Raw genomic sequence first — 18,413 nt, 5'->3', positions numbered from 1 at the left:
GTCCAAGTAATATGGACGTATCGTGGTGTCGATCACCGAATACGCGTCCGATTCTTGGAGGAATCATGTCCCGCAGTACAGCCGCTGCCCTACCTTTCGGTCTCACCGACGAACAGCAGACCGTCGCCGGGATGGTGCGCGAGTTCGCCGATACCGAAGTCGCCCCACATGCCCTCGAATGGGACGCCGAGCACATCTTCCCCGTCGACGTCATCAGGAAGTCCGCCGAGCTCGGCATGGGCGGCATCTACGTCAGCGAAGAATCCGGCGGAACCGGAATGGGCCGGATGGATGCGGCGCTGATCTTCGAGGCGATGTCGACCGGATGCCCCTCCGTCGCCGCCTATATCTCCATCCACAATATGGTCGCGTGGATGATCGACAAGTTCGGCAACGACGAGCAGAAGGCCACATACCTCGAGAAGCTCGTCTCCATGGAGCACCTCGGCAGCTACTGCCTGACCGAACCCAACGCCGGCTCCGACGCGGCCGCCCTGCGCACCTCCGCCCGCGAGGACGGCGACCACTACGTGCTCAACGGAGTCAAGCAGTTCATCTCCGGCGCGGGCACCTCGGACACCTACCTCGTCATGGCTCGCACCGGCCAGGACGGAGCTCGCGGAATCTCCGCATTCATCCTCGAGAAGGGGATGGAGGGCCTGAGCTTCGGCCCCAATGAACAGAAGATGGGCTGGCGCGCCCAGCCGACCCGACAGGTGATCATGGAGAACGTGCGAGTTCCGAAGGAGAACATGCTCGGTGCACCCGGTCAGGGTTTCAAGATCGCGATGTCCGGGCTCGACGGCGGACGTCTCAACATCGGTGCCTGCTCGCTCGGCGGCGGGCAGGCAGCTCTGGAGAAGGCCATCGCCTATATGGGTGAGCGTCAGGCCTTCGGCACCGAGCTCGCCGGCTTCCAGGCTCTGCGCTTCGAGGTCGCGCAGATGCAGGCCGACCTCGAAGCTGCCCGCTCCCTGCTATGGCGGGCAGCAGGGGCCTACGATACAGGCGATCCGAACACCTCCCTGCTCTCGGCCATGGCCAAGCTCAAGGCCACCGACACCGGCTTCGACGTCGCGAACAGGGCACTCCAGTTGCACGGCGGCTACGGCTATCTGACAGAGTATGGAATTGAGAAGCTGGTGCGTGACCTGCGAGTCCACCAGATTCTGGAAGGCACCAACGAAATCATGCGCGTGATCATCTCGCGCAAGAGCACAGGAGTGGGCTGATATGACAGAACCTTCGGCAGAGCAGGCGGACGCCTCCGTCATCACCTCGGTATCCAACGGGGTCGGTCGAATCGAACTCAACAGACCGAAGCTGATCAATGCGCTCAGCCAGGACATGGTGGGCGCCATCGATGACGCCCTGAAAGCATGGCGCGACGATGATTCGGTCAAGCTCGTCCTCGTCACCGGTCGAGGCGAACGCGGACTGTGCGCGGGCGGCGACATCAAGGCCGTGTACAACGACATCGTGGCCGGCAGCGACGAGAACGCGAAGTTCTGGAATCGCGAATACAAGATGAACCATGCGATCTCCGAATTCCCCAAGCCCTACGTCGTGATCATGAACGGCATCACAATGGGCGGCGGGGTCGGCATCTCCGGACACGGATCACACCGCATCGTCACCGATTCGACGAAGGTCGGGATGCCGGAGACCGGAATCGGGCTCTTCCCCGACGTCGGCGGCACCCACCTGCTGGCCAACGGTCCCGGAGAGTTCGGAACGCACCTTGCGCTCACCGGACAGCCCGTCGGAGCCGGCACCGCGATCGGTCTCGGACTCGCCGACTATTTCGTCCCCGATGCGCAGATTCCCGATCTCATCGCCGACCTCACCGCCGGTGAGGATCTCGAGTCCGTCCTCGGCAAATATGTCGGGGAGGCACCTGCCGATGATCTCGCCGAGGCGGCCGACTGGATCAACGCCTGCTACGTCGGCGACGACGCCGAGGCCATCGTCGCGGCTCTGGCCGCGCACGAGAACCCCGATGCCCGGACCACCGCGGAGCTCATCGGCACGAAGGCCCCCACCTCGGTGAAGGTGACCTTGGCCGCGATCCGCAATGCGGAGACGATGTCGCTGGCCGAGGTCCTCGAACAGGACTACCGCGTCGCCGTCACTCTCACCGGACTGCCGGACCTCAGGGAAGGCATCCGCGCACAGGTCATCGACAAGGACCGCAATCCGCAGTGGAACCCCGCATCACTTGCCGAGGTCAGCGACGAGCAGGTCCATTCCATCCTCACCACCGATCACGCAGATAAGGTGTTCTCATGAGCGAATTCGAAACCATCCTCACCGACGTCGCCGACGGCGTCGCCACGATCACGATCAACCGGCCGAAGGCGCTCAATGCGCTCAACCTGCAGGTGCTCACCGATATCACCGAGGCGGCCACAGGCTTCGACGCCGACGACTCGGTCAAGGCGATCATCATCACCGGCAGCGACAAGGCCTTCGCCGCCGGCGCCGACATCAAGGAGATGTCGAGCCTCGACTTCTCGACGGCATTCAAGGCCGATTGGTTCGCCGGTTGGACCCGGCTGACCGATGTCCGCAAGCCGGTCATCACCGCTGTCGGCGGCTACGCCCTCGGCGGCGGCTGCGAGCTGGCGATGATGGGCGACATCCTCATCGCCTCGACGAAGGCGAAGTTCGGTCAACCCGAGATCAACCTCGGAGTGCTGCCGGGCATGGGCGGATCGCAGCGCCTGACTCGCGCGATCGGGAAGGCGAAGTCCATGGACATGTGCCTGACCGGTCGGATGATGGGCGCCGAGGAGGCCGAACGCTCCGGTCTCGTCGCGCGCGTCGTCGAACCCGAGGAGCTGCTGACCACGGCCAACGAGATCGCGCAGACGATCGCGGCCAAGTCCCGGGTCGCCTCGGCAATGGTCAAGGAAGCGGTGAACACCGCCTTCGAGACCACCCTTGAGCAGGGGCTGCGCTACGAGCGTCGTCTCTTCCACTCTTCCCTGGCCACGAACGATCAGTCCGAGGGCATGGCCGCCTTCGTCGAGAAGCGGGACCCGAACTTCACGGATTCCTGATCCAGCTTCTTATCACTGCCGAAGGCGCAGACTCCCCCGAGAGTCTGCGCCTTCGTCGTCTGATCAGCCGAAATGCGGGCCAGGAGATGAAAGAGAATGTGCTCCGTCTCGCATTTAACAATCGTTCAGTTAGAGTGGGCGTATGCATTCATCTTCGCAAGGAGGCACCGTGACAAGTTTCACCGATCTGCGCTCCCAACTCCGTCTGCCCGTCGTCGGCTCCCCCATGTTCATCGCCTCGGGGCCCGAATTGGTCAAGGCCCAGTGCCAGGCCGGAATCGTCGGATCCTTCCCATCGCTGAACGCCCGTCCCGCCTCGCAGCTGACCGACTGGCTCGATGAGATCTCCGAGTCGAACGCCGCCCACACCGCGGCGAATCCGCAGCAGCCAGCCGCTCCGTTCGCAGTCAACCTCATCGTCCACCGGTCGAACAATCGCCTCGAAGAGGACCTCGCCGAGGTGGTCCGCCACCAAGTGCCGATCGTCATCACCTCCCTCGGTGCCCGTGAGGAGGTCAACGAAGCCGTCCACTCCTACGGCGGCGTCGTCCTCCACGACGTCATCAACAACCGCTTCGCCAACAAAGCCGTCGAGAAGGGCGCCGACGGCGTCATCGCCGTGGCCGCCGGTGCCGGCGGTCACGCCGGGGCGCAGTCGCCGTTCGCTCTGGTCCAGGAGATCCGCTCCTGGTTCGATGGTCCCCTGCTGCTGTCGGGCGCCATCGCCCACGGCCGTTCGATCCTCGCCGCTCTGGCCGCCGGTGCCGACTTCGCCTACGTCGGCTCGGCCTTCCTGTCCACGCCCGAGGCGAATGTCGTCGACGACTACCGGACGATGATCGTCGAATCCGGCGCCGACGACGTCGTGTACTCGAACTACTTCACCGGTGTGAAAGGCAACTACCTGCGCGGGTCAATCGTCGCCTCGGGCCTCGACCCGGACAATCTGCCCGACGCCGATCCCACGAAGATGGACTTCAGCTCCTCTTCGGGATCGGATTCGAAGGCCTGGAAGGACATCTGGGGCTCGGGCCAGGGCATCGGCGCGCTCGGACAGCAACGGAACACTGCCGAACTCGTCGAGACCTTTGCCGCACAGTTCGATGAGGCGAAGCAGCAGCTGCTCGCACAGCTGCACTGACCCGACCGAGCGCCTCAAAGACCACCTCACCCTCAATTGCTACCTGACGGCGGCTCAGCAACCTCGCGCGAGGTTGCTGAGCCGCCGTCAGGTAGCAATTGAGGTTTCGTTCAGATGGTCGAGATGATTCCGCGTTCGGTCAGGCGGGAGGCCAAGCCGGCGCCGTCGGGGGCATAGATCCACGGCACGCCCTGGCCGCGACCGTGACGCTTCGACCGGCCACCGGCCCACACTGCCTCACCGACGGTGAGCTGGCGGATCGCGACGGCGGCGACGTTCTTCGGATGGTTCTCGACGAACTCTCCGTAGATCTCCTCATCGTTCTGCCCGTCGTCTCCGATGAGCAGCCACTTCATCCACGGAAACTCCCTGGCCAGTCGTTCCAGCGAATTGCGTTTGTGCTCCTTGCCCGACCGGAACACCCGGGTCGTCGTCGGCCCCCAGTCGGTGAGCAGCAGCGGACCCATCGGGTAGAGGTTGCGGGAGAGGAAGCGCTTGAGCGTCAGCGCCGAATTCCATGCACCTGTCGACAGGTAGACCATCGGAGTGTCCGGCCGCATGAAGGTGATCCGGTCATAGAGCACGGCCATTCCCGCCACCGGGGACCTCGCATGCTCGCTGAGGACGAAGGTGTTCCACGCTGCGAGGAAGGGACGCGGCAGAGAGGTGACCATGACCGTGTCGTCGATATCGGAGATGATGCCGAAGGTCGAGTCCTCGCCGATGATGCGCACGGCCGCGGAATCGACGAGCGAACCGTCGGTCCACAGTTCGATCTCCGTCTCCCCCGGTTCGAAGTCTCCGGGGATGACGGTGTCGATGATGCCTCCGCGATCGGAGGTGACCATATGCTCTTCGTCATTGACACGCACCCAGGCGGTGTCATTGGGCAGAGGCACGCTGACGAAGGACTTCCATCCACGGATGCTCGCGTGGACGTCGGCGGCCGGCTGTCCGTTCGGGGTGAGCACCAGGCGTCCGAGCACCCGCACCCAACCCGTCCCACCGTATGTGTCGTAGGCGATGACGGTGCGATGGTAGGCGTGATCGGTGGCCCGATTCTGGATCCAGCCGTTGAACCGATCCTCCACCCGCGCAGCGGTGTGGAGCATGTCCGGTGTGAGGTTGAGCGGTCCGTCCTCGGGTTTCTTCTTCGCCACGATCAGATGAAGCCGATCTTGTCATAGACATCGCGGAGTGTCGCCTCAGCGATGGCGCTGGCCTTCTCCGCCCCGCGGTCGAGGATCGTCTGCAGCTGCGCTCGGTCTTCGAGGAGTTCCACCGTACGCTCCCGCACCGGCGTCAGGGTCTCCACGGCCACCTCGGCGAGGTCGACCTTGAGGTGACCGTACATCTTCCCTGCGTACTCGGCGACGATATCGTCGACAGGGCGCGAGGTCAGGGATGAGTAGATCGTCAGCAGGTTCGACACTCCCGGCTTGTTCTCCGGGTCGAAGGCGATCTCGGTTCCGTCATCGGTCACCGCGGACTTGATCTTCTTCGTCAGTGCCTTCGCGTCGTCGAGGATGTCGATGCGGCCCTGCGGGCTGGGCTGGGACTTCGACATCTTCGCACCCGGATTCTGCAGGTCGTAGATCTTCGCGGTCGCCTTGAGGATCTGCGCCTCGGGGACGGTGAAGGTCCTGCCGAAACGATAGTTGAACCGTTCGGCGAGGTTGCGGGTCAGCTCGAGGTGCTGACGCTGGTCCTCACCGACGGGAACGAGCTGCGGGTTGTACAGCAGGATGTCAGCAGCCATCAGCGCCGGGTAGGTGAGCAGCCCCAGGGACACATGCTCCTGCTTCGCGGACTTGTCCTTGAACTGGGTCATCCGGCTCGCCTCACCCATGGAAGTGGTGCACTCGAGCACCCAGGACAGCTGCGGATGGGCAGGCACCTGGGACTGGACGAAGATCGTCGACTTCTCCGGATCGAGACCGGCGGCGATGAACTGCGCGGCCGTGCGCAGGGTGCGTTCCCGCAGCTCTGCCGGATCCTGCTCGACGGTGATCGCGTGCATATTCGCGATGAAGTAGAAGGCATCGTGCGAATCCTGGTGAGTCACGAACTGCTGCAGGGCTCCGATGTAGTTGCCGAGATGGAGGGAATCGGAGGTGGCTTGGATACCTGAGACAGTGCGCGGCTGTGAAGAGTTCGTCATAGTCCTATGATGCCATCTCACCTGCCGGGGACCGATCAGGCCTCCGGCCTGGTGTCGGGGATCATACTGACGTCCCGGGCAGCAGACTCGGGACCGGCCCGCAAGCTCCGTCGACGAGCAGATCTCGGGGAGCCGCCTCGGCGAAATCTGCCTGCGGGCCGACGAATACGGCCCGGTCAGCCCTTGACGGCCGGGAGGTCGTAGTCGATGACCAGCGGGGCGTGGTCCGACCAGCGTTCGGCCCAACTGTCGGCCTTGTCCACGGTGGCTGTGACCGCGACATCGGCGAGGGCAGGAGTGGCCATCTGGTAATCGATGCGCCACCCGGTGTCATTGTCGAAGGCCTGACCGCGCATCGACCACCAGGTGTAGGGTCCGTCGACGTCGCCGCTGAGTGTGCGGTGGACGTCGACATATCCGATCTCACCGAAGAACCTGTCGAAGTAAGCGCGTTCCTCCGGCAGGAATCCTGACTTCTTCCGGTTGGCTTTCCAGTTCTTCAGATCACGCTCGGTGTGGCAGACATTGAGGTCGCCGGTGATGAGCACATGGTCCGCCGTCTCGGCCAGCTGCGGCATACGTTCGATCATCCGGTCGAGGAACCGGTACTTGTCGTCCTGTTTGGGAGTGTCGGCCTCACCCGAATGGACGTAGGCGGACACGAGGGTGAGAAGCGAACCGTCACCGAGGCGGAAGTCCGTCTCCACCCACCGTCCGGCCCGATCGAAGTACCCGTCATCGCCGAGTCCTTCACGCACCGACTCGGGTTCGCAGCGGGCCATCACGGCGACGCCGGCTCGGCCCTTGGCCTCGGCATCATGGCTGATCGTGGTGTAGCCCGTGTCGGCGAGGACGCTGTGCGCGATATCGTTCGCGGCGCGCACCTCCTGGAGGGTGATGAAGTCCGGTTTCGCGGCATCGACCCAGGTGGGCATCCCCTTTCGCCATGCTGCGCGGACTCCGTTGACGTTGACTGAAGCAATCCGAATCATGTGATCTATGATGACATGGAGCGCTCTATTCTTCCGGAACAGGGCGTTATAGAGTGAGGGTAAGCACGAACACATCAGGAGGCGCAATGGCCGTTGACGAAACTATCGATACCGAGCAGCTGAGCATCAGTCCGCTCGATGAGGTCGACGCCCGCGAGATGCGCGAATTCCTGCTCGATGCCCAGGCGAACTTCTGGGGAGACCGTGATCTCAGCGGTGACCACGACGCCTACTGGTTCCGGCAGTTCGTGACCTCAGGACTCGTCGCCCGCTATCGTTCGGAGATCGTCGGCTACCTGCTCGGCGTCATTCCCCATGACGGTCCCGCGTACATCCACCTGGTGGCAGCGCGTTCGGACTTCCGTCACCAGGGAATCGGCCGTCACCTCTACAAGCACTTCATCGACCATTCGCGTCAGCTCGGGGTCTCCTCCGTGCAGGCGACGACGATGCCGGAGTCGTCGGGTGCGATCTCCTTCCACTCCTCCATGGGCTTCAGCGGTGAGCTCATCGAGGACTATGCCGGCCCGGGCAACCCCCGCGTCTTCTTCGAACTCAAGTTCTCCGACGACTGATCACCCGGCAACGACCTTTCTGAACTAGACCTCCCAGAACTACCTGACGGCGGCCCAGCAACCTCGCGCGAGGTTGCTGGGCCGCCGTCAGGTAGTAATTGGGGTCAGGTGGTTGAGCGTTGGGCGGTGTCGACGACGTTCTTGAGCAGCAGGGCTCGGGTCATCGGACCGACGCCTCCCGGGTTCGGTGAGACCCAGGACGCCACCTCGGCGACCGCCGGATCCACGTCTCCGACGATCTTCGACTTCCCCGTCTCCGGGTTCGTCTCCCGCGAGACACCCACGTCGAGGACGATCGCGCCGGGCTTGACCGCCTCCGCCTTCACGATGCGAGCGGCACCGGCGGCCGCAACGATGACATCGGCCTGAGCCAGCAGCTCGTCGAGGTTGCGGGTGCCGGTGTGTGTCAGAGTCACCGTCGCATTGTGCTCACGTCGGGTCAGCAGCGACCCGATCGAACGGCCGACGGTGACCCCGCGGCCGATGACGACGACGTGCTTGCCGGCCAGTTCGATGCCGTTGCGGGAGATCAGTTCGATGACCCCGCGCGGAGTGCACGGCAGCGGGGTCGTGATCTCCGAGTTGACGTTGAGCATGAGACGCCCGAGGTTCGTCGGATGCAGTCCGTCGGCGTCCTTGGCCGGGTCGATCGCCTCGAGGATCGTGTCCGTATCGATGTGATCCGGCAGCGGCAGCTGCACGATGTAGCCGGTGCACTCGTCATTGCTGTTGAGTTCGTCGATGACAGCCAACAGCTCATCTTGGCTCACCGACTCCGGAAGGTCACGGCGGATCGACTGGATCCCGACCTCGGCGCAGTCACGGTGCTTGCCCGCGACGTACCACTTCGACCCGGGGTCCTCCCCCACCAGGACGGTGCCGAGGCCCGGGACGATCCCGGACTCGGCCAGGGTCGCCACCGCCTCGGTGAGTTCGTCCTTGATCTGCTTCGCGCAGGCTTTGCCGTCGAGAATCTGTGCGCTCATCAGTACTGCTCCAGTCCATCGTAGAGGGGGAAGTCGTCGCTGAGCTTCTTCACGCGGGCAGCCAGCGCTTCGACGTCGGCGCCGGGCTTGAGCGATTCGGCGATGACGTCGGCGACCTCGGTGAACTCCTTGTCCCCGAAACCGCGGGTGGCCAGTGCCGGGGTGCCGATGCGCAGGCCGGAGGTGACCATCGGCGGGCGCGGATCGAACGGCACGGCATTGCGGTTGACGGTGATGCCGACCGCGTGGAGAAGATCCTCGGCCTGCTGTCCGTCGAGGGCCGAGTTGCGCAGGTCGACGAGCACGAGGTGGACATCGGTGCCGCCGGTGAGCACGGTGGCCCCGGCTTCGGCGACATCGGAGGCCAGCAGACGGTCGGCCAGGATCTGAGCACCGCGGACGGTGCGTTCCTGACGTTCCTTGAACTCGGCGGAGGCGGCGAGCTTGAAGGCCACGGCCTTGGCAGCGACGACGTGCATGAGCGGTCCGCCCTGCTGGCCCGGGAAGACAGCGGAGTTGAGCTTCTTCGCGTACTCCTCCTTGCCGAGGATGAAACCGGAGCGAGGTCCGCCGATCGTCTTGTGCACTGTCGAGGACACGACATCGGCGAACGGCACGGGGTTCGGGTGCAGACCGGCGGCGACGAGCCCAGCGAAGTGGGCCATATCGACCCACAGCTTGGCATCGACTTCGTCGGCGATATCGCGGAAAGCCTGGAAGTCCAGCTGACGAGGGTAGGCCGACCAGCCGGCGACGATGACGTCGGGGCGGTGTTCGAGAGCCGTCTCGCGCACCTTGTCCATATCGATGCGATAGGTGTCGGGGTCGACCTCGTAGGAGGCGACATCGTAGAGACGCCCGGAGAAGTTGATCTTCATGCCGTGGGTGAGGTGTCCGCCGTGGGCCAGGGACAGGCCGAGCATCTTGTCACCCTGACGGGCCAGAGCGTGCATGACTGCGGCGTTGGCCGAGGCACCGGAGTGGGGCTGGACGTTCGCGTAGTCGGCCCCGAAGAGGCTCTTGGCGCGGTCGATGGCGAGGTTCTCTGCCACGTCGACGTATTCGCAGCCGCCGTAGTAGCGCTTGCCGGGATAGCCCTCGGCGTACTTGTTCGTCAGCACCGACCCCTGTGCTTCCAGCACGGCGCGGGGGACGAAATTCTCCGAGGCGATCATCTCAAGCGTCGACCGCTGGCGGCCCAGCTCGAGATCGAGGACTTCGGCGATCTGCGGGTCGATGTCGGCAAGCGAGGCCTGCATCGAGTTTTCGGTCATGAGTACTCTCCTGTGGCATCCGATGATGGGAGCGAAGCAACGCGCATACTGCGGCCGTCACCCGGCACCAATGCTAACAGCGACATCGCCGGCTTCCGGGGCCGCGACCGCCATTCGGATGCCGACTCGGAGTGGGCGTTGAGCGCAGCCACCGATTAGGATCGAGACCATGAGCTGCGAATGGATCCTGAGAGTCACCTGCCCCGATTCGACCGGCATCGTCCATGCCGTGACCGGTGTGCTCGCAGGCCTCGGCGGCAACATCACCGAATCGCAGCAGTTCTCCTCCCCCGATTCGCGTCAGTTCTTCCTGCGCGTCCAATTCTCGACGCCCACGGGGACCACCGCCCAGCCCGTGGAAGACGCCCTCGCCGAGGTGGCTCCCCGGTTCGCGATGACCGTGAGTCTGCAGCCGGTGGAGAAGAAGACCCGCACACTGATCATGGTGTCCAAGGCCGCGCACTGCCTCAACACTCTGCTGTTCCGGCATTCGGCCGGTCAGCTGCCCATCGACATCGTCGGCGTCGCCGGCAACCACGACGACCTGCGTCCGCTCGCCGAGTTCCACGGCCACGATTTCCACCATATTCCGATCACCCGGGACACGAAGGCCGACGCCGAGGCGAGGCTCTCGGCTCTCGTCGACGACCTCGATGTCGAACTCATCGTCTTGGCCCGGTACATGCAGATCCTCTCCCCCGACCTCTGCGACCGCCTCGAGGGTCGGGTCATCAACATCCACCATTCGTTCCTGCCCAGCTTCAAGGGCGCGAAGCCCTACCATCAGGCCCATGCCCGGGGTGTGAAGATCATCGGGGCGACCGCCCACTACGTCACGAGCGACCTCGACGAGGGTCCGATCATCGAACAGGATGTGGCCCGCGTCGATCACAATCAGGCGATCGCCGATTTCGTCCGGCACGGTCAGGACGTCGAAGCGGCCGTGCTCGCCCGGGCCGTTGCCTGGCATGCGGAGGGCCGGGTGCTCATGGACGGCCACCGCACCGTCGTCTTCGACTGAACCATCACCTCGCCGAGGCGACGTGCCCCTGACCGGGCCCGCCGCGGTGGGCGGATCGACCGATTCGGTCCACCTCGCCGAGGTGATCCGGCGTCGGGTGGGCCGCCTCGGTGATGGTCGGGGTTCGCCCCGTCGTTTGATGCGGTTCTGACACATCTTCGAAGTTTTCCGTGTGCCCGGACCTGAGGCTGGGTTAGCCTCGGAACATGAGAGAGACCCACCTCACACCGGAAGCCGAACTCCGTCGTCTGCCGATCCCCCGCGGACCGGTCAACCTGGCCCGGCAGGCTGTGCTGCGGCTGGCGAACGTCGGGCTCACCGCCGCCTACGGCGCCTACCGGGCACACCCCGCGATCTGGCGCTTCACCGCCCGCCATTACAACCCGCGGCTCGAACCCTTCGCGAAGCTCAATGCATGGATGATCTGCCAGCAGGCCTCCCTCGATGTGCCGGCATACCAGGACTTTCTTGCGCGTTCCGGATTCGAGTTCCGGTGGTGGGATCTCGAGGCCTACACGCCGACGTCGAAGGACGAGTTCGTTCGCCGCTACAGCGAGGAACATCGCTGCTGGGACGGTCGGATCGACCGTGTCGGCACCGTCGTCGACGAATCCTCGGGTTCCTCGGGCACCCCATTCAACTGGATGCGGTCGAAGAAGGAGCTCGACACCGTCCATAAGAACGTCGCCGGCTACGTCACGATGCTCTTCGACCACACGGACCTGTTCTGCATCAACGCCTTCTCGATGGGGGCCTGGGCGACGGGGACGAATACGGGTCTGGCCATGGCCAAGGTGGCGATGGTGAAGAACACAGGCCCGGATCTCGATAAGATCCTCGACACGATGCAGCATTTCGGACCGAATCACTCCTACCTCATCAGCGCCTATCCCCCGTTCCTCAAGCATCTCGTCGACCGGATGGACACCGAACCCGAGAGATGGGCCGACTTTCGGCTCAATGGATTCGTCGGCGGAGAAGCGATGACGGAAGGTCTGCGCGACTACCTCGAGGCGCGTTTCGACCGGGTCTATTCCGGGTACGGCGCCAGCGACCTGACGATCGGGATGGCCGGCGAATCCGACCTCTCCGTCGTCATCCGTCGGGCGCTGGCCCACGATCTCGACTTCCGTGCCGACGTGCTCGGCCCCGACGAGTCACGCGTGCCGATGGTATTCCAGTACAACCCGTTGGAGACCTATTTGGAGACCACCGACGACGGTGAACTGGTCGCCACGATCAACTCGGCGGCGGTGATGAGTCCACGGCTGCGTTACAACATCGGAGACGAGGCCACGCTCATCGACTTCCCGACCATGGTCGAGCTCACCCGTCGCCATCCGGATCTGGCGCGAGCGTGTTCGGCGGCGTTCGCTGGCAATGGGATGAAGCTGCCGTTCGTGCTGCTGTTCGGGCGCGCGGATTCGACGATCTCGTATATGGGCGCCAACATCTACCCCCTCGACATCGAGAACGGGCTCTACCGAGACAATCCCCGGGCCCACCTCATCGAGTCCTTCCGTATCGAACTGCGTGAGATCGCCGGGCACGAACAGCGCCCCGCCCTGCACATCCAGCTGCGGGAAGAGACCCCGTCCATGGACGGGGCTGCGCGGCAGGACCTGGCTGAGACGATCCGGGCCGGAGTGCTCGGGCACCTCGCGTCGGTGTCGAGAGACTTCGCGCAGAGCTTGGAGGAGGACCCGACGACCGCGGAGATCCACGTCGAGATCCACGATCACGCCACAGGCCCGTTCGAAACGGCGACCACGAAGATCAAGAACGTCTATGTCCAACGAACACAGGAGGGTGACGATGCGATCGAATGATTTCTCCCTGGCTCCGCCGCAGGCCCGAGCCGGGGCGTTCTTCCTCGGCGCGAACCGCTACCGCAATCCGCTGGCGATGGTGGGCCAGCTGCGGAGGTGGCCGCGGGTGGCCAAGGGGCTGAAGGCCTCAGCCGGATACCTGTGGCATCGCAGCTACTTCGAGTTTCCCGATCGCATCGGACTGATGGTCGCCTTCGCCACCCGTGACGATCTTCTCGCCTATGCACGCACCCCCGAGCATCGGGAGATCATGAGGTGGCTGGTCGGCAGCGGCAAGGACTCCCCGGCCCGAGGCGGCTTCATCCGGATCCTCACAGCCGACGAATGGGGATACACGAATGGTGAGTTCCGAGCCGAGGACGGTCGGCTGGGCATGATCGACGATTTCACGAAACTCAGTTCCGAATGAGACCGCGGCGGGTGCGTTCCCGGGCCGATCTCGCCGAGTTCATCGACCTGGCCCCACGCCTGGCGCGGGCGCGCGGCGAAGAGGACCACTATGTTCCACTCTTCGCCGCCGATATCCGCGACTGGTTCGCCGGGCGCGGCTGGTTCGACGAACCCGTCGAGCTGTGGCTGTTCGACACCGCTCAGGGTAAAGCGGCGGCCCGCGTCATGTGCCACCGGTCGGCTGCGTTGGCCGCCGAACTGGGTTCTGCTGACGCAACCGCTGCGCCTCTGTTCTTCGGCGCCGTCGAAGTCGCCGACGAGGAGGCGCTGGACGTGCTGATCGCGTTCCTCGTCGAGCGAGCCGAACATGTGGGAGCAACACGGATCTTCGGTCCCGTCTCTCCCCTGCCGAACGTCACCGGCGGTCTGCTGACCGACGGTGTCCGCCATCCCGGCTTCTTCGACACAGCGTGGAATCCCGCCTTCTGCTGGCCGGCGTTCGCCGCGGCCGGTTTCGAGACCTGGGGTCCCGCACACACGTGGGAGGTGCCCGTCGGATCCATTCCCGCAGCCCGCGCGACTGCGGTCACCGCTGACGAATGGCGTCGCCAGGGGCTGCGTCGCCGCCCTGTCTCCCGTCTCGGTCTGCGCCGTTTCGCCGACCGGCTGCTGCCTTGCCTCAACGCCGCCTTCTCCGAACTGCCCTATTACACGTCCATCACACCCGCTCAGCTGCGCTCGCAGATGCAGGGCCTGTCCTCCCTGATGGATCCGGATCTCATCATCGACATCACCGGTGCCGGCGATCCTGCCGACGCCCCGCCTCGCTGCTTCGCTCTCGTCATTCCCGACCCGGTGCCGGTCCTGCGTCGCCACGGCGGCCGCCTCGGTGTGCGCACCATCCTCGACCTGCTCGTGCACCGTCGCACGATGAGCGACGCGGTGCTCATCATCCAGGGCACCGACCCCCGCTATCAGGGGTCGGGCCTGCTCAGCCTGGCCATCCGCGAACTCAACTGTGCACTGGTCGCCAAGGGATATCGACGACTGCGGGTCACGTTCATCGCCGAGGACAATCCCGCCTCGGCGGCGGTCTTCGCCCGTTCCGGGGGCAGGCAGCTGCACCGGCTCGTGTTCGTCGACCGCACCCTGCCTCCGTCCCCGCCCGAGGAGCACCATTGACACTGACCGCCGCCCTCGTCGAGTCTCTCTTCACAGTCGCCGCCTCCGCCCCATCCGCCCACAACACCCAACCGTGGGTTCCTGAGATCACGAGCTGCACGCCCGCCGTCGCCGAGGTCCGGGTCGGGGCCGACCCGGCCCGTCTGCTGCCGCACGGGGACCCGCGCAGTGAGGATCTCCACCTGAGCATGGGCTGCTGGGTGGAGTCGCTGGCGATCGCCGCCGCCGACGCGGGGGTGCACACCGAATCGGTCGCCGTCCGAGGGCGCGGGCCCACCGTGGACATCCGGGTGCGCCTGGCCACTGCGGAATCCGTCGCGGACCCCACCGCCTGGGATTCGGCGCCGGCGGACGGCAGTGCGTGGCCCGGGTTCGGGAACGCGGACCTGGGCCATCGGCAGGTCGACCGCGGCCCCTTGGACCGGGCAGAGGCCCGCTTCGCCGAGGCGACCGCGATCTGCCGCGGCGCCATGGCCGACACAGCGGTCGACCTGGTGGAGATCCCCGACCGCGCCTGGCGGGCATGGCTGCGTCGTGCCGCTCTGCATTCCTTCGGTGATCGGCCGGTGTTCGCCGAAACCCTGCGCTGGCTGCGCTTCGATCCCGCCGACCCGCGCTACCACCGGGACGGACTCACCGCCGAGTGTCTGCGTATCCCGGCGGCAGGGGCTCGAGCCGCGGCCCTGCTCGATCACGCATGGCTGCACTCCTGGATCGTCGGCCTGACATCGGTGGGGCTCAGACCATTCGCGCTGGCGGACTCCGCGATGCGGTCGTTCGCGAAATCGGATCAGGACGCACCGCTGTCAGCGCTGCCGCGTTCATTGCGTGCAGGACTTCGTGCGACCTCTGCGGCAAAGCCCGCCTCGGCTGCTCGTCGCGAACGACGTCATCCTCATCATCTGGTCCTGTCCGTCCCCGATCGACCGACACTGTCGGCCGCGGACGAGGTGGAGGTCGGACGGATCCTGCTGCGGATCTGGCTGACGCTCGACCGTCACGGGCTGCGGGTCGATGTCCATTCCGAACTCAAGGACAGCCCGACCGTCCGACGCGAACTGGCGACTTTCCTCCACGGTCGGCCGATCGCGGCCTTCTCGGTGGGGGCCTCCACCACGCCGGTCCCCCGAGCACCCCGTCTGCCGTCTGTCTGACGCTTCCGTCTATCGAGCCCTGCCGTCGGAGGCAGGTCGAGGTGTATCCTCACACCAGGTGGGCGCACAGGCAATTCACACCTTCGGCCTCTTGTGCTGTAGGGTCGGCTCGGCCTATCGAAGGAGCTGAGCTCGGATGTCAGAAACCACTTTCCGCACGATCGCAATCGTCCTCTACTTCATCGGCATGCTGGCCATCGGCTGGTTCGCCTATCGCAGAACGAGGAACAGCCTCGATGACTATATGCTCGCCGGCCGTGGACTGCGGCCCGGCGTTGCGGCGCTCAGCGCCGGCGCCTCGGATATGTCCGGTTGGCTGCTGATGGGTCTGCCCGGCGCCATCTACGTCTCCGGTCTCATCGAGGCCTGGATCGCCGTCGGCCTGACCGTCGGCGCGTGGATCAACTGGAAGATCGTCGCACCTCGACTGCGCGCGTTCACGGAGAAGGCCGGCGATTCGATCACGATCCCCAGCTTCTTCGAACAGCGGCTGAAGGATCGGACTCGACTGCTGCGCATCGTGTGCGGCGTCATCATCCTCGTCTTCTTCACCTTCTACGTCTCCTCGGGCATGGTGGCGGCCGGCAAGTTCTTCGAGTCGAGCTTCGGACTCAACTACCTCGGCGGAATGCTCCTCGTCGCCGCGATCACCATGGTCTACACACTCTTCGGCGGCTTCCTCGGCGCGACTCTCACCGACGTCGCACAGGGGCTGCTGATGTTCGCCGCTCTCATCGCCGTGCCGATCGTCGCCGTCATCAACGCCGGCGGACCGTCGACCGTGATCAGCAACGTCTCCGAGATCGACCCCGGCCTGCTCAGCCTCGTCGGCTCGGGCGACTTCTGGACCTTCGCCACGATCGCATCCATCGTCTCCGCCCTGGCCTGGGGACTGGGCTACTTCGGACAGCCGCACATCATCGTGCGCTTCATGGCGCTGCGCACACCCGCCGATGCCGGCGTCGCCCGGCGCATCGGCGTCGGCTGGATGGCGATCTCCGCCCTCGGCGCCATCGCCACCGCCATCGTCGGCATCTCCTACTTCTCCCAGCACGCGGACATGGAGCCCGCCGATGCCGAAACCGTCTTCCTCGACCTGGCGCAGATCCTCTTCCACCCGTTCATCGCCGGCCTAGTGCTGGCAGCGGTGCTGGCCGCGATCATGTCGACGATCTCCTCGCAGCTCGTCGTCACATCGTCGGCTCTCATCGAGGACCTCTTCAAGATCGTCGCCCTGCGGACCGGTTCCACACGCACTCTGCACGACAAGACCTATGTGCTGCTCGGCCGCCTCGGCGTGCTCGTCGTCGCCATCATCGCAGTGGTGCTCGCGATCTCGCCGTCGAACAGCATCCTCGACCTCGTCGCATTCGCGTGGGCAGGCTTCGGCGCGTCCTTCGGCCCGATCGTCCTGCTCACACTGTTCTGGAAGCGACTGAGCAACTGGGGCGCCCTGTTCGGCCTGCTCTCCGGTGCGGTGGTGGCCTTCGTCTGGGGGCAGGTGAGCACTCCGATGACGGATGCGATCTACGAGATCATCCCCGGCTTCATCGTCAACCTCATCGTCGCCGTCGTCGTCAGCCGCTTCACCTACAAGCACGATGCGGCCTCTGACATCGAGTTCGACGAATCCGTGGCCCTCTCCCGGGTGAAGTGTGAGAACAGACTCGTGACGTGAGAGCCGACGCACGACGTAAGAGTCGACGCAAGCACAGCGAAGGCCGGGGCATGATCGTGCCCCGGCCTTCTTCGTGCCCCGGCCCTCGTCATATCGAGACGTGTGTATGGCCCATGGTTTACCCACCGTCGGTGCATTGAGCGGATCGCGCCTCAGGTTGCGTACCGGAATAATCGCTTTTCGTTCCAATCATCTGAATCGAGAGCGATGATTGGAACGAAAAGAGATTATTCACGCCGAGGTGGCCGGACAGGTGCGTGCAAACTGACCCCGCCGAGGCGGCCTGCACGTCCTTGCCGATCCCCGCACCAGCGCTGAATACACTTCGGGCGGGCACCTGTGCAGGTGCCCGCCCGAAGTGTATGACTTACGGCGTGGGAGATCCCAGCCGGGAGTCGGTCGAGGAGTTTACTTCTCCTCGGCAGCCTCGTCAGCGGTCTCGGCGTCAGCCTCGACTGCCTCGGCCTCGACAGCGGCGTCCTCGGCGGGCGCCTCGTCGACGACCTCGGCCTCAACCGGTGCCTCTTCTGCCGGAGCGGCAGCAGCGGCGGTCGCCTGCTCGGCTTCCTTCACGGTTGCCTGCTTCGGCGAGTAGGGCTCGAGGACCAGTTCGATGACGGCCATCGGGGCGTTGTCGCCGGGGCGAGGACCGATCTTGGTGATCCGGGTGTATCCACCGGGACGCTCGGCCATCGTTTCGGCGATCGAGGTGAAGAGCTCGTGCACGATCGACTTGTCGGAGATCTGGCCGAGCACGCGACGACGTGCGGCCAGGTCACCCTTCTTGGCGTTCGTGATCATGCGCTCGGCAACCGGGCGCAGGCGCTTGGCCTTGGTCACGGTCGTCTTGATCTGCTTGTGCTCGAACAGCTGGGCTGCCAGGTTGTTGAGCATCATGCGCTCGTGTGTGGGCGATCCGCCGAGGCGGGGACCCTTGGTTGGGGTTGGCATTGTCAGTTACTCCTAGG

Annotated in this window: 17 protein-coding genes; 11 read left to right on the top strand and 6 right to left on the bottom strand. The window is 65.0% G+C overall.

Annotated elements, in window-relative coordinates:
* The first annotated feature begins 65 nt into the window (after positions 1–65).
* The 4 genes from QYM46_RS06225 to QYM46_RS06210 all read left to right on the top strand — a co-directional run bounded on the left by QYM46_RS06225 (position 66) and on the right by QYM46_RS06210 (position 4,203).
* On the top strand, positions 66–1,232 hold the full coding sequence (locus QYM46_RS06225) for an acyl-CoA dehydrogenase family protein (RefSeq protein ID WP_169251753.1): 1,167 nt from the start codon (positions 66–68) through the stop codon (positions 1,230–1,232).
* 1 nt (position 1,233) lies between these two features.
* Positions 1,234–2,289, top strand: coding sequence for an enoyl-CoA hydratase/isomerase family protein (locus tag QYM46_RS06220; protein WP_432791223.1), 1,056 nt, complete (start codon positions 1,234–1,236; stop codon positions 2,287–2,289).
* Positions 2,286–3,062: an enoyl-CoA hydratase gene (locus tag QYM46_RS06215; RefSeq protein ID WP_432791222.1), complete on the top strand. Its 777-nt coding sequence runs from the start codon at positions 2,286–2,288 to the stop codon at positions 3,060–3,062. The genes QYM46_RS06220 and QYM46_RS06215 overlap by 4 nt, the downstream gene beginning before the upstream one ends.
* A 169-nt stretch (positions 3,063–3,231) precedes the next feature.
* Complete coding sequence (locus tag QYM46_RS06210; RefSeq protein ID WP_432791221.1) at positions 3,232–4,203, top strand: NAD(P)H-dependent flavin oxidoreductase; 972 nt, start codon at positions 3,232–3,234, stop codon at positions 4,201–4,203.
* A 110-nt stretch (positions 4,204–4,313) separates the two neighbouring features.
* On the opposite strand, the gene QYM46_RS06205 is transcribed toward QYM46_RS06210, so the two are convergent.
* The 3 genes from QYM46_RS06205 to QYM46_RS06195 all read right to left on the bottom strand — a co-directional run bounded on the left by QYM46_RS06205 (position 4,314) and on the right by QYM46_RS06195 (position 7,356).
* Complete coding sequence (locus QYM46_RS06205) at positions 4,314–5,363, bottom strand: App1 family protein (RefSeq protein WP_025780904.1); 1,050 nt, start codon at positions 5,361–5,363, stop codon at positions 4,314–4,316.
* 2 nt (positions 5,364–5,365) lie between these two features.
* Positions 5,366–6,364, bottom strand: a complete 999-nt coding sequence (trpS, locus tag QYM46_RS06200; protein ID WP_432791220.1) for a tryptophan--tRNA ligase — start codon at positions 6,362–6,364, stop codon at positions 5,366–5,368.
* Between the two features lie 176 nt (positions 6,365–6,540).
* Positions 6,541–7,356 carry an exodeoxyribonuclease III gene (locus QYM46_RS06195; RefSeq protein WP_432791219.1) on the bottom strand — a complete coding sequence of 272 codons (816 nt, stop codon included), beginning with the start codon at positions 7,354–7,356 and terminating at the stop codon, positions 6,541–6,543.
* Between the two features lie 86 nt (positions 7,357–7,442).
* Here QYM46_RS06195 and QYM46_RS06190 point away from each other — a divergent pair, with 86 nt between their 5' ends.
* The gene (locus QYM46_RS06190) at positions 7,443–7,931 is read left to right on the top strand and encodes a GNAT family N-acetyltransferase (RefSeq protein ID WP_169251746.1); all 489 of its coding nucleotides are present in this window, start codon (positions 7,443–7,445) and stop codon (positions 7,929–7,931) included.
* Positions 7,932–8,035: 104 nt separating this feature from the next.
* On the opposite strand, the gene QYM46_RS06185 is transcribed toward QYM46_RS06190, so the two are convergent.
* Both QYM46_RS06185 and glyA read right to left on the bottom strand, forming a co-directional pair.
* Positions 8,036–8,917 (bottom strand): bifunctional methylenetetrahydrofolate dehydrogenase/methenyltetrahydrofolate cyclohydrolase, encoded by an 882-nt coding sequence (locus QYM46_RS06185; RefSeq protein WP_432791218.1) that lies wholly within the window; start codon positions 8,915–8,917, stop codon positions 8,036–8,038.
* Positions 8,917–10,191, bottom strand: a complete 1,275-nt coding sequence (gene glyA, locus QYM46_RS06180) for a serine hydroxymethyltransferase (protein ID WP_432791217.1) — start codon at positions 10,189–10,191, stop codon at positions 8,917–8,919. Before glyA ends, QYM46_RS06185 begins: the two co-directional genes overlap by 1 nt.
* Positions 10,192–10,360: 169 nt before the next feature.
* Here glyA and purU point away from each other — a divergent pair, with 169 nt between their 5' ends.
* The 6 genes from purU (at position 10,361) to putP (ending at position 17,445) form a co-directional block, all read left to right on the top strand.
* Positions 10,361–11,212, top strand: coding sequence for a formyltetrahydrofolate deformylase (gene purU / locus QYM46_RS06175; protein ID WP_432791216.1), 852 nt, complete (start codon positions 10,361–10,363; stop codon positions 11,210–11,212).
* A gap of 206 nt (positions 11,213–11,418) precedes the next feature.
* Entirely contained in the window at positions 11,419–13,041 is a 1,623-nt protein-coding gene (locus QYM46_RS06170; RefSeq protein WP_432791215.1) for a phenylacetate--CoA ligase family protein, read from the top strand.
* The gene (locus QYM46_RS06165; RefSeq protein WP_432791213.1) at positions 13,028–13,450 is read left to right on the top strand and encodes a hypothetical protein; all 423 of its coding nucleotides are present in this window, start codon (positions 13,028–13,030) and stop codon (positions 13,448–13,450) included. Before QYM46_RS06170 ends, QYM46_RS06165 begins: the two co-directional genes overlap by 14 nt.
* Before the next feature lie 11 nt (positions 13,451–13,461).
* A complete protein-coding gene (locus QYM46_RS06160; protein WP_432791212.1) occupies positions 13,462–14,613 on the top strand; it encodes a hypothetical protein in 1,152 nt (383 codons plus the stop codon).
* Positions 14,610–15,767: a hypothetical protein gene (locus tag QYM46_RS06155; RefSeq protein ID WP_432791211.1), complete on the top strand. Its 1,158-nt coding sequence runs from the start codon at positions 14,610–14,612 to the stop codon at positions 15,765–15,767. The genes QYM46_RS06160 and QYM46_RS06155 overlap by 4 nt, the downstream gene beginning before the upstream one ends.
* Positions 15,768–15,903: 136 nt before the next feature.
* Positions 15,904–17,445: a sodium/proline symporter PutP gene (gene putP, locus QYM46_RS06150; RefSeq protein ID WP_432791210.1), complete on the top strand. Its 1,542-nt coding sequence runs from the start codon at positions 15,904–15,906 to the stop codon at positions 17,443–17,445.
* Between the two features lie 408 nt (positions 17,446–17,853).
* Here the strand turns inward: putP and rplQ are convergent, their stop codons facing one another.
* A complete protein-coding gene (rplQ, locus tag QYM46_RS06145) occupies positions 17,854–18,396 on the bottom strand; it encodes a 50S ribosomal protein L17 (protein WP_432791209.1) in 543 nt (180 codons plus the stop codon).
* Between the last annotated feature and the right edge of the window lie 17 nt (positions 18,397–18,413).

Source organism: Brevibacterium sp. K11IcPPYGO002, assembly GCF_050920635.1.
Taxonomy (GTDB): domain Bacteria; phylum Actinomycetota; class Actinomycetes; order Actinomycetales; family Brevibacteriaceae; genus Brevibacterium.
The sequence above is the reverse complement of the archived record's forward strand: the minus strand, read 5'-3'. Positions and strand labels throughout refer to the sequence as shown.